Source organism: Tardiphaga sp. 20_F10_N6_6 (assembly GCF_052076045.1).
Taxonomy (GTDB): Bacteria; Pseudomonadota; Alphaproteobacteria; order Rhizobiales; family Xanthobacteraceae; genus Tardiphaga; species Tardiphaga robiniae.
The window spans coordinates 1,603,152-1,614,428 of record NZ_CP197239.1; the positions used below are offsets into that span (position 1 = coordinate 1,603,152).

The 11,277-nt window shown below is 61.9% G+C and carries 14 protein-coding genes; 2 read left to right on the top strand and 12 right to left on the bottom strand.

The annotated features are described in order from the left end of the window. Positions 1-38: 38 nt before the first annotated feature. Positions 39-308, top strand: a complete 270-nt coding sequence (locus AB7813_RS07665) for a hypothetical protein (RefSeq protein ID WP_139212566.1) — start codon at positions 39-41, stop codon at positions 306-308. 23 nt (positions 309-331) lie between these two features. Here AB7813_RS07665 and AB7813_RS07670 read toward each other — a convergent pair whose 3' ends face one another. From AB7813_RS07670 to AB7813_RS07685, 4 genes are all read right to left on the bottom strand, one after another. After that, positions 332-643: a twin-arginine translocation (Tat) gene (locus AB7813_RS07670; protein ID WP_439064201.1), complete on the bottom strand. Its 312-nt coding sequence runs from the start codon at positions 641-643 to the stop codon at positions 332-334. 99 nt (positions 644-742) lie between these two features. Further along, the gene (locus tag AB7813_RS07675) at positions 743-1,390 is read right to left on the bottom strand and encodes an alpha/beta hydrolase (RefSeq protein ID WP_441227967.1); all 648 of its coding nucleotides are present in this window, start codon (positions 1,388-1,390) and stop codon (positions 743-745) included. Between the two features lie 138 nt (positions 1,391-1,528). Then, positions 1,529-2,479, bottom strand: a complete 951-nt coding sequence (locus tag AB7813_RS07680; RefSeq protein WP_439083241.1) for a hypothetical protein — start codon at positions 2,477-2,479, stop codon at positions 1,529-1,531. Beyond that, positions 2,476-4,008 carry an acyl-CoA carboxylase subunit beta gene (locus AB7813_RS07685; protein ID WP_309945196.1) on the bottom strand — a complete coding sequence of 511 codons (1,533 nt, stop codon included), beginning with the start codon at positions 4,006-4,008 and terminating at the stop codon, positions 2,476-2,478. Before AB7813_RS07685 ends, AB7813_RS07680 begins: the two co-directional genes overlap by 4 nt. A 178-nt stretch (positions 4,009-4,186) precedes the next feature. On the opposite strand from AB7813_RS07685, the gene AB7813_RS07690 reads away from it, so the two are divergent. Next, entirely contained in the window at positions 4,187-4,645 is a 459-nt protein-coding gene (locus AB7813_RS07690) for a DUF4260 domain-containing protein (protein ID WP_093761539.1), read from the top strand. Between the two features lie 9 nt (positions 4,646-4,654). On the opposite strand, the gene AB7813_RS07695 is transcribed toward AB7813_RS07690, so the two are convergent. The 8 genes from AB7813_RS07695 to bluB form a co-directional block, all read right to left on the bottom strand. Then, the gene (locus AB7813_RS07695; RefSeq protein ID WP_231080301.1) at positions 4,655-5,326 is read right to left on the bottom strand and encodes a carboxymuconolactone decarboxylase family protein; all 672 of its coding nucleotides are present in this window, start codon (positions 5,324-5,326) and stop codon (positions 4,655-4,657) included. 112 nt (positions 5,327-5,438) lie between these two features. After that, on the bottom strand, positions 5,439-6,668 hold the full coding sequence (locus tag AB7813_RS07700) for an HlyD family secretion protein (RefSeq protein ID WP_439064205.1): 1,230 nt from the start codon (positions 6,666-6,668) through the stop codon (positions 5,439-5,441). Then, positions 6,661-7,110: a hypothetical protein gene (locus AB7813_RS07705; protein WP_320444588.1), complete on the bottom strand. Its 450-nt coding sequence runs from the start codon at positions 7,108-7,110 to the stop codon at positions 6,661-6,663. Before AB7813_RS07705 ends, AB7813_RS07700 begins: the two co-directional genes overlap by 8 nt. Before the next feature lie 238 nt (positions 7,111-7,348). Continuing rightward, positions 7,349-7,615, bottom strand: a complete 267-nt coding sequence (locus tag AB7813_RS07710; protein ID WP_093761235.1) for an EscU/YscU/HrcU family type III secretion system export apparatus switch protein — start codon at positions 7,613-7,615, stop codon at positions 7,349-7,351. Then, the gene (fliK, locus tag AB7813_RS07715; RefSeq protein ID WP_439064206.1) at positions 7,612-9,336 is read right to left on the bottom strand and encodes a flagellar hook-length control protein FliK; all 1,725 of its coding nucleotides are present in this window, start codon (positions 9,334-9,336) and stop codon (positions 7,612-7,614) included. The genes AB7813_RS07710 and fliK overlap by 4 nt, the downstream gene beginning before the upstream one ends. A 57-nt stretch (positions 9,337-9,393) precedes the next feature. Beyond that, complete coding sequence (locus AB7813_RS07720; protein WP_439064207.1) at positions 9,394-10,185, bottom strand: ATP12 family chaperone protein; 792 nt, start codon at positions 10,183-10,185, stop codon at positions 9,394-9,396. 75 nt (positions 10,186-10,260) lie between these two features. Further along, positions 10,261-10,584: a hypothetical protein gene (locus AB7813_RS07725; RefSeq protein WP_439064208.1), complete on the bottom strand. Its 324-nt coding sequence runs from the start codon at positions 10,582-10,584 to the stop codon at positions 10,261-10,263. 29 nt (positions 10,585-10,613) lie between these two features. Next, positions 10,614-11,246, bottom strand: a complete 633-nt coding sequence (bluB, locus tag AB7813_RS07730; protein ID WP_439068993.1) for a 5,6-dimethylbenzimidazole synthase — start codon at positions 11,244-11,246, stop codon at positions 10,614-10,616. Positions 11,247-11,277: the final 31 nt, after the last annotated feature.

An 11,277-nucleotide genomic window follows, 5' to 3' on the forward strand; every position in this document is an offset into this window, starting at 1 on the left:
TCCTGAGCCTCCATCACAACCTCACAGCAGGAGGTGTCATGACCCGTCTGTTTCTCACCCTCCCCATTCTACTCATGGCTGGCGCGGCCATGGCGGAGGACGCGCGGCTGTCGATGCCCTATTACGGCAGCGCCACCATGAATGCCGATGACAGCCTGGTGCTGCATTTCACCCGCACGGTGGACGGCAAGCCGGCTGACGGCTCGCAGACCTTTGCCCCCGGCGATCGCAGCTATGACAACGTGCGTCGCCACCTGAGCGGCATTGAACCCGGCCAGACCAAACCGCTGACGCCCTGGAGAGACTGAGCGTCAGCACAAACGGGCTTGCCCTACCAGTACCGGCGGCGCCAGTACCGACGACGGACCCGATAACGGCGACGCCAGCCCCAATGCCGGCGGCGATAACCCCAGAAACGACGCCGACGCCAGCCGCGGCGACGCCACTGGACTTGCTCAGGCTGGAGACGATCGACGTCGTCCTGCGACGCCACCGCGGCTTGAGGTTCTGTGTCCGGTTTGTAGTTATCGAGCGGATTGGCCGGCAGCAGCGGCGCGGCCTGAGCCTGCGTGATGGCCTGAGCGGCCAGGCCGACGCCCGCAGCAAAGCCGAAGGCGATCTTCAGAAAATGACGGCGTTCCATCGCGATCCCTCCTGATATCCGTGAGGGCATCAGGATCGGACCAGCGGCATGAATGGAAACTGAATGCGCGTGGGAACTCGCACATTCGACATCTCGCCGTTATCGAAAGCCCGCGGCCAGTCCGACGACCTGACCATCGAGGCCGTTGAAACCATGATATCCCCACGCCTCGCAGGGATCGCCTTCGTTGCGTCCGCCGCTCAGCCACGCCACGCGAGCGCGCCCGGCCGACCATTTCACGAATGGATCGACGCCCGCCGGCGCAGTGAATTTGCAGCCGTCGTTGCGATGATGGATGACCAGCGTGCGCGGCAGCGCCGACGGCGAGCCGATGATCGACATGACATTGCTGCCGCCACCCGACTCCGCACTGAGAAAGCCCGAGGTCAGCACCAGTGCATCCGGCCGCGCACCGCGCGCAATGCCTTCGGCGGCACGTTGCGTCCCGCGGCTGGTCGCCACCACCGTGACTGGGCGCTTGATCGCGGCCATGTATTGCACCGCACTCTGCAGATCGACTGACGCGTCGACCACCAGCACCGCCAGACCCCGCGCCGCATAGGCGCTGCGGGTGCGGACCAACTGATTGCCCTTCAGCCCGTTGATCTCGCCATGTTCGCCCGGATTGATCGCCCCGCTGCCGCCGGGCATCAAGATCACGCTGGCGCGCGGCGACGCAGGCTTGATGAGCACGGCGCGTGAGCCGCCGACGGTCACGGTTTCGTCGGCGCGGGCGGTCGTGGTCATAAGACAAACTAGTGCGGCAGCGACAAGGACAATCCTGGTATGGGCGTTCATCGTGCGCATCCTCGCAAATCTCCGGCCTGAAATGCATGCTGTCACAAGCAGTTGATACTGCTGCGCCAATCCAGCCTACGAGTTAAGCTACTTAAAATTCACTTGTGGCCAATACGTCTTGAACTCGGGGAAAAATGGATCACCATCCGAGCGCTCATTTAACATCATCACAATCGACAGCATCATGTTCAACCCCTTTGATAGATTTTCATGAAGTGTCGATTTATTCGCTAGCTGATCGTCGCCTTTGTAGATCGCATTCTCCGGTCCAGCCCAAAGAATTCCGTATTCGAATACGCGCAGCAGGATGAGATGGATGGTGAATTTTGACATCGGTGAGATAACCCCCATCGCGTTCTTTGCGATGTTGGAATCCACCTTCTGCGAATCCATAAAAGTAGAGAAAGAAGCTCCAAAACTCGGATGCGCAGACATGCCCATTAAATCAATGTAATTCTGTCGTACGCTGGGAAAAGCAACGGCGGGCTCCTCAGCCCCATTAAAGAACCATAGCCAGCGCGTTTTGACGAGCTTTCCTATCCTACCTCTTGCACAATGCTCATGCCAAAACTCCGACGCTCGATCATTGTCTTTCGTCTGCGCAAACTCGCCTGCTAACTCAGGATGGCTGCTAATAAGGTGCATCACATCGATAGCTTCAATCAAAGAACGAGTAACCACATTCGATTGAACGAAAAATCCCCCAACAATCAACTCACGCACACACAGAATGTCTTGGAGAGCGCGGCCCCCAAGCGTCATCAAACACAAGAGTCGCTTATCTGCCGGTTCAACGAGCCTCTCGCGATATGTTGCCCAAACAGCGAGCCAGAATGCTGCAGCTTCATCAAACAGTGCAACCCAAAGCTCTAGATCTGAAGGAATATCGTTCAAAGTTTTTCGGTATTCTTTAACGATCAAGCGCAGCTCCTCTCCCGGAGAGCTTTGATTCGCGCGACGTACTCCTTTCTGGCGATAGACCTTGCGGATGCGCTTTCGCATCTCCTTCAGGTAGATATCGTGGGCAGATTTGCTCACAACGGCATGTTGTCGTGCTTCTTCATCGGCACTTCCAGATGCTTGTCCTTCAGCATCGCCAGTGCCCGCGCGATCCGCTTGCGGGTGGAGTGCGGCATGATCACGTCGTCGATATAGCCGCGCTCGGCCGCGACGAAGGGCGACAGGAAGCGGTCTTCATATTCCTTGGTGCGCGCGGCGATCTTGTCGGCGTCGCCGATGTCCTGGCGGAAGATGATCTCCACCGCGCCCTTGGCACCCATCACGGCGATCTGCGCCGTTGGCCAAGCATAGTTCATGTCGGCGCCGATTTCCTTCGAGGCCATCACGTCGAACGCGCCGCCATAGGCCTTGCGGGTGATCACGGTCACCAGGGGGACGGTGCACTGGCTGTAGGCGAACAGCAGCTTGGCGCCGTGCTTGATGAGGCCGCCATATTCCTGCGCGGTGCCCGGCAGGAACCCCGGCACGTCGACGAAGGTGACGATCGGAATGTTGAAGGCGTCGCAGAAGCGCACGAAGCGCGCCGCCTTGCGCGAGGCGTCACTGTCGAGCACGCCGGCCAGCACCATCGGCTGGTTGGCGACGAAGCCCACGGTCTTGCCGGCGATGCGGCCAAAACCTGTGACGATGTTCTTGGCGAAGGTTTCCGCGATCTCGAAGAAGTCGCCCTCGTCCACGACCTTGAGGATCAGTTCCTTCATGTCATAGGGCTTGTTCGGATTGTCGGGGATCAGCGTATCGAGCGAGAGATCCGTGCGTTCGATATCGTCGAAGCTCGGCCATTCCGGCACGCCTTCGGTGTTGTTGGCCGGCAGGAAGTCGATCAGCCGGCGCATCTGCAACAGCGTCTCGACGTCGTTCTCGAAGGCGCCGTCGGCGATCGAGGACTTCGTCGCATGCACGCTGGCGCCGCCGAGTTCTTCTGCGGTGACGACCTCGTTGGTCACGGTCTTCACCACGTCGGGCCCGGTGACGAACATGTAGCTGGTGTTCTTCACCATGAAGATGAAGTCGGTCATGGCCGGCGAATAGACGTCACCGCCGGCACAAGGTCCCATGATGACCGAGATCTGCGGGATCACGCCCGAGGCCTGCACGTTGCGGCGGAACACGTAGGAATAGCCCGCGAGGGCCGCGACGCCCTCCTGGATGCGCGCGCCGCCGGCGTCATAGAGGCCGATGATCGGCGCCCGCGCCTTCATCGCCATGTCCTGCAGCTTGGTGATCTTGAGCGCGTGGGTTTCGGACAGCGAGCCGCCGAACACGGTGAAATCCTTGGCGAAGACGAAGGTCTTGCGGCCGTTGACGGTGCCCCAGCCGGTGACGACGCCGTCACCGGGAATCTTGGACTTTTCCATGCCAAATTCCACGGAGCGGTGTTCGACGAACATGTCGAATTCCTCGAACGATCCCTTGTCGAGCAACAGCTCGATGCGCTCGCGGGCGGTCAGCTTGCCCTTGCTGTGCTGCGACTCGATGCGCGTCTCGCCGCCGCCCAGTTTGGCGCCTGCACGACGCGCTTCGAGGGTGTCCAGGATGTCTTTCATGTGCTCCAGCCCGTCAATGTCACGTGTTATCGCCCGCGGCAGCCGCAGGGTTTGGGCGAGGTTCTAGCATGGGGTTTTCGGCGGTGGAAACGCCCGTCAGGAAGGGTTGAATCCCCCAAAATCGCATGGCGCCGGCGACGATCCTGCCTATATCGGGTCAGACAAGGGAGAGCGCCGGATGACCAATATCGTGATCAATGAAAATAGTGGCGCAGCCACGGGTGGCGTGCGTGACCTGCTGCGCTGGGAAGGCGTGGCGCTGTTTGTCGGAATGACGCTGTTCTACTGGATCTCGGGCGCGCCCTGGCAGATCTATGCCCTGTTTTTCTTCGTCCCGGACCTCAGCATGCTGGCCTATCTGGCGGGCCCGCGGATCGGCGCGGGCGTCTATAATCTGGTGCATGCGACCATCGCGCCGCTGCTGCTCGCGCTGGCCGGTATCGCCACCGCCGAGCCGATCGCCGGTTCGATCGCACTGGTCTGGTTCGCCCATATCGGCTTCGATCGCGCGCTCGGCTACGGCCTCAAATACGACGCCGGTTTCCGCTTCACCCATCTCGGCCGCATCGGCAAGGATGCGACCGCACCGGCCACGGCGGAAAACCCGACAACCGGCAACCCGATCAAGGCTGCCTGACGCGCGGCCTCACGGCTCGCCGGGCTTGAACGGCGCCTCCTTGCCGGGCGGTGTGCTCTCCTCTGCCATCGCCAGTAACATCGCCACCATCACATAATTGCCGGCCACGGCCGTGAGATCGACGATCTGCTGATCGTTGAAGATCTTCTTGGCGCGCGCATAGGTCGCGTCGGAGACTTTGTGCGTGCCCGTCAGCTCGGTGACGAAGTCATACACCGTCGCCTCGTCTTCAGCCATGTTCGCCGGCCGCTTGTTGGCCTTGAGATCGGCGATGATATCGGGCGACAGCCCCGCCTTCTGCGCTAGCGGCGCATGCGCGAACCACTCGACCTGCGATCGCCATTGCCGGCCGATGATGATGATCGCGAATTCGTTGAGCTTGACCGGAACGGACGTGTCCCAGCGCAGATACGCGAACAGATCGAACAGCTTTTGCCCGAGCACCGGGCTGCGCATCATCGGATTATAGGGACCGGCGAGCCCCACGCTTGAGACCTTCATCACCTGCTCGCCGAGCGGCTTCTGCCTGGCGTCGAGCTGATCCATGGTGAGCTGCGGAAACCGCGGCTCCTTGCTGGTGGCAGGCTGCGCAAACATCGTGGCGGCGAACCAGCCGCTGGCTGCGGCGAGCGCGAGCGACGACAGTCCGATGGACGACATCCAGAGCGATGGTGATTTCATGATTTCCTCCGTGAGCTTTTTTCTTGTTCACGAAGGCTAGTTCAACGGGCATGACAGCGCCAGTTCCGGAGCGTCCCAGAACGATCGCCTCGCCCCGCAGAACGCGCGGAGCTCAGTGACCGCTCATCACCAGCGTCTTGACAGGAAGCAACAACGCCTGGATCCGCAGCAACATCGCGTGGACGACCCCAACGGCATCGACGGCATGAAGCGCCAGCCACTTGAAAGAACCGATCCCCTTCGCGGCGATGGCGTCATGATTGCTGGTATAGGCATTGACGATACAACTGCTGCCGGGCGTCACGCCGTCGAGACCGCCCTGATAGATTGGCTCCAGGAATGTGAGGATGGTGCCCGGTGCGCGGACTTGCTGCGCTTCCACCAACTGCTCACCGCCGCGAAACTGACCGGCCGCGATATAGTTCTGGACGCCGGTCACCACCATCGGGATGACGGTCCACGGCTTCGAAATACAGGTCGCCTCGGCAACCATGCCCACCTTCATCACCTGCGCTTCGATCTGCCCAAATCCTGCAGAGAGCACGCGGCCCGCATTCTCCGGAATGAGAATGCCCGCCGATCGCATGACGGGATTGACGACATCGCCAACGCGAAGCGTGAACTGCTCGACGCGCCCGTCCACGCCTGCGCGAATGAACGTCTTGTCGAGATCGACTTGCGCCTCCGCGAGTGCCGCCTGCGCGCTGGCCTTCTCCGCCGGCAGCAGCGCGGAGATACGCGTCATCGCGGATTGTCGCGCGGCCATGGCCGCATCAAGCGCCCCCTGACGGCCGGTCAGCAGCACCTCGAGTTTTTCGATGTCGCGTTGCGGCACCATGCCGGGATTGCGCTTCTGCAACTCACGTTTGGTATCGAGTTCGTCCGAGGTCTGCTGATAGGAACCCTTGGCCTCCTGCGCCTGCCCTTCGGCCTTCAGAATATCGGCCTGCGCCGCCAGCATGGCGGCATCGACCTCGGCAATCTTGCGCCGCGCGGTCTCCATCGACGCTTCCTGCTTGGCGTTATCGAGCCGGAAGATCACGTCGCCTTTCCTGACCGGCGCGCTGAACTGAACGTGCACCTCCGCCACCCGGCCATTGACCTCGGGCAGGATCGGCACGGTCCGATAGAACAAGGTCGCGCTTGTCGTCGACGGATGAAAATAGAAGATGACGGTGATCAGAGCGACGGTCAGCATGACGCAGGCCGTGATTCCCCATCTGAGTTCGAACCACACCGAATAGAACGTGATCTCCCGCCCCAGGCGCTTGCCTTGTGCGTAGCGGCGATAGAGATAGTCCGGAAAAACCGTCAGCAGCGAGCAGAGGAGAAGTTCAAGCATGACCGTGCCCTCCGGCTTCGCCGGGACGGCTCGAAGTTTCTGCCGTGACAGGGAGCGGTGGTGGTTCACCGGACAGCTCGGTGGTTTCGCTGGTAGCATCGCCGTCGGCAATCTTTCGCACCGATCCTGCGATACTGCGCAATGGCGTGCTGAAATCCGGCAAATCGATCATCGCCAGCAACAGCCCGATTATCCAGAACAGATGGTTGTGGGTGAACAACGCGATCAAACCCAACACGGCCACGATTTCAAACTGCAGCTTCTGCGATTTGTGCGCCATGCGCTCCGGCATGCTGTGCAGGCGCAGATACAGATTGCCGACCATCATGATGGAGCCGATCAGAACGATTCCGACCACAACCATGAGCGTGTCAGTCTCGCCGGGAGCGGTAATGAAGCCAGGCAGATGATGCGGAGCGTTCGGATGCAGCGTCTCACTCACGTGATCCCCCATTCCAACAGCGTCAGGCGAGCACTAGCCTCTCCCGGGTTTCATAGTTGCACAAAGCTGGAACTTGGCAAGCATGAGCTTGTGCGCGATAGGAAATGCGCTGCAACAAATCTACATTCATAACGGGCGGACTGCGGGTTGATAGCTCGCGGATGCGAGATCACCAGCCTCGAAAGGTCGCTGCAGAACAGCTCAACGATCTGACATGTATCGCAGTCAAATGACGAGGCTAGTGCGCGCGGCCCGACAGCCTGAGCACGAAGACCAGCACTTCCGCGACAGCCTTGTAGAGCTCGGCTGGAATCTCATCACCGATTTCGACATTCGAGAGTGCGCCGGCGAGTACCTCATTTTCCTCGATGGGAATGTCGTGGGCCTTGGCGACCTCGATGATCTTCTCACCGATCGCGCCCTTGCCTTTCGCGGTGACAACAGGCGCGCCGGTCTTGTCGTAATGCAGCGCGACAGCCAGCGATCTTTTGGGCTGCACGATCATAGCGCGCGATCCAGAAAATGCCCCGCCGATGCCGGCGCGGGCTGCATCGGTGCGCCCTCGCGGACCACGATATCCCCGGGCTGCAGATTGGCGCGGATCAGCGCCTGATTGAGCTGCGCCGTACCGGCCTGCAACTGCAGCGCCGTCGCCGGACGCTCGGCCCACATCCGCACCGACGTCTTGTCGCCGGTCAGCGAGACCAGCGCATGGACCGGGCCAGCGGGCTCGACATCGAGTGAGAAGCGCGCACGCCAGACCTGCTTGGCCGCTTCAGCCTCACTACCATTGCCGCCATCACGCGAAATTTCGAATTGCGCCATGGCCGTGCCGGCCGGCACCGCAAACGGAATTTCAAAACTCCAGCGCGGCGATGCCTGATCGAGCCGCGGCGCTGCAAGACCATCCGCACGATCCGGCAAGGATGCCACCTGCAGCAGGGTCTGGCGCGCCAGCGCCGCATCGGTATCCGCGAGCAGATGATGCACGGTGGTGCCCAGCGGCACATTTGTCGGGAGCGTCGGCAGTGCCATCGCCTGCGCCGTCGGCAGCCCGCCGCGCAATGGCGGCGGCGGAAGGGTGTTGCGCGCGATGTTCGTTTCGGCACCCGGCTGGCCCGCTGGCGCCTTCGCGGCGGGCAGCAGATCCATCATCATGCTGTCGTCGAACACCAGCGATGCTGCGCTTCCCATGCCCTTCGGAGCCGTCTGCAGCGCTTCCCTAAGCAGGTTGAGCGCTGCGCCATTGGTCGCCAAGCGTGCAGCCGCTTCGGGAGCTTTTGCCACGCCCGGTGCGGCTTGAGCCGGGACATCGAGCACGTGCTCGTCTGCGGCGAGAAGTCCAGCCTGCTGCAGCGGATCGTTCTTGATGCCGGTCTTGGGCAGCATGACCACTGTCGCTGCAGCGGCTTGCGCCTGCTGTGCAGCGACCTGCGCCGCGACACTGGGAAGCGCGTTTGCCAATGCCGATGCTGGCTGCTCCGGTGTCGCTGCATTCGCCGTCGCTGGCGTCGTGCTCTGGGTCGGACTCGCTGTGGCGAGCGTCGTCGCCAACGCCTGACGCAGCACGATCAATGCTGCTTTCATGTCGGGCAGCCCGCCTTGCGGCAGCGATCCCTTGGCGAGCGATGATTCCAGAAACAGGCCGGAATTCTGGAATGCCGATTTGACTTCCTCGCCGGTGAGCTGGCTGTCGAGCGGCGGGCGTTGCGCCAGTACCTGCGCGACAGCCTGCTGCAACTGCTGCGGCAGCCCCTTCAACGAAGTGGCGACACCGAGATTGGCAAATAGCGTCGCAAGGCTCGCCTGCTGCGTCACGGCGCTTTGCGTGGCGGTGGAGACCGCCTGTGCTTCCAGCGATGTCAGCTGGATCTTGGAGGTCGCGATGGCATTGGCGAGATTGATCGGCAGGTCTGGCGCGAGGGTCACGTCGCCGGAGGACGTACCGCCCGCCTGCCCCGCACCTGTATTCTGCGGTGTGACGATGGCAAGCTGGACATTGCCGTTGTCGGTCTTCGACACTGCGAATTGCAGCACCTGCCCGGCCTGCAACGGCACCTGCGATTGCACGTCGATCGTGCTGTGCCCGATGGCGATACGGACCTGATTGTCTGGCGAGACCGAGAGCACGCGGCCGGCAATCACGCTGCCGGGCTGAAACGCGACTTCGCTCGCCACGCCCTGCGCGGAGACAACCGGTAAGATCGAGTTGACGGGAGTCGGCATGGTGAGCGGCACCGGACAATGGTGCAGCTACGCTAGTTAACGGTCGTTAACTTCCGATTAACCCGCTGACGGCGTGACCGCCTTCAGCACCAGCACGGCAGCCTTGAAATCCACTTGTCGCGCTGCGCGCCGCGCAGCGACTTCCTCGTCGAGGCCCCACTTCTCGATATTCCAGTCCTCGTCGACAAAGGCGGCTGTCCAGACCTGATCGGCATTCAGATGGCCATGGAGCAGCGCCAGCGCGAGCAGCGCCGAGCCGGTGATCGTCGTCACCAGATGCAGCGGGGCGATCGCCCATGGATCGCTCGGCAGCGCCGCGCGGGCAGATGCGACGGCCTGTTCGGGCTGGCTGACATGCACGATGCCCTCAGCCAGGATGAAATGCGCGCCGAGATCATCGGCAGCCCAGAACAAGACAGGGTCCCATGCCGCAGCCTCGCGCGCGATAAGCGCCTCGGGATAGCCGGCGCGATAGAACAGCAGATCCGTGCTGAAGTATTTTGCGATATCGTCAGCCACTGCCTGGGTCTGCGCCTCATCGCGGATCGCATCGATCACGCTATTGGCAAGGCGCGTCACCGGCATGCTCGTGGGGTCGATGACATCCTGCTGCGCATCCCATTCCGCAATCATGACCTCGGCAATGGCTGATGTAGGAACGACCAGCGGATGGCGCGACGGCGTGCGTACGGTCTTGTCGTCGAGCATGATGGCAAAGCCATCCGGCGTCTCGCTCAGCCCAACGGTCTTGTAGAAGCGCTTGCGCTGCGGACCTCGCGTCGACCGTCGCACCGCCTCTTGCGGATCGAGCTGCGACTGGCCGTACACTTCGTCAAACAATTCACGCATCGATGGTCTCAATTCCTGTTCGCAGCCGTCAATTTACGCGACAGACGGGCGCCACGCGAGACCAAATCGCTCGTGTCAGCGATTGGCACAGGCCCGCGAATAGGTCGCACGATCATTCGGGCCGAGACCCGCAGCGGCCCCGTCCTGAAGGCAGTCGGTGATGCGATCACTGAAGGAGCGCCGCGCCTGCGGCACACTCTGTTGTCGTGGCAGATCGCCGAGTTGCGGCACGACAGGTACTTCTATCCGCGGCGGTGGCGGTGCGGGCGGCAGTGGCGTGATCAAAGCCGGGTTGCCGGGCACTCCGATAACCTGCGCGACCGCAGGCGCAGCAGAGAGCGCCGCCGCAACGGCGACCAACACAGCGAATGGGATGGAGCGATGTCTCATTGGTCTCATGTTGTCACGATCCCGCATCACATCAAGTGTCAGCGCCGGACAATGTGATCCGCTGCCGCATGACGGCGTTCCCATCCGGCGCGCTCGAGTTCCGGCCGATCGTCGTCGATCTCCGGATAACCGATGCAGAAATAGCCAATCAACCGCCAGTCACGAGGTATATCGAGTGTCACGGCAATCGCAGCAGGATCGAGGATCGAGACCCAGCCCATGCCGATGCCTTCAGCGCGCGCGGCGAGCCACATGGTTGCGATCGCCGTCACCACCGAATAGTCCGCCATCTCCGGCATGGTGCGGCGGCCAAGGCCGTGGCCAACATCCGTCGCGTGGTCTGCAAATACCGCGAGGTGGCATGGCGCTTCGCGCAGACCGGCGAGCTTGAGCGTCGCATAGCTCTGCGCGAGTTCGCCGGTATAGGCGCTCAACGCCTCGGCATTGCAGGCGCTGAAATTCTCCAACACCGCCTGACGACGTGACGCATCGTCGACGATGACAAAGCGCCATGGCTGGCTCAGGCCCACCGAAGGCGCGAGGCACGCGGTATCGAGCAGGCGATCGAGAAAGCCCGCAGGCAGTGGATCGGACTTGAAGCGCCTGATATCGCGGCGCCACACAAACAGATCATGCAGACGCGCGCGAAACGCGGCGTCGAAATCGGGCACGTCGGCGGTTGCCGACGTCGCGCACGGGATG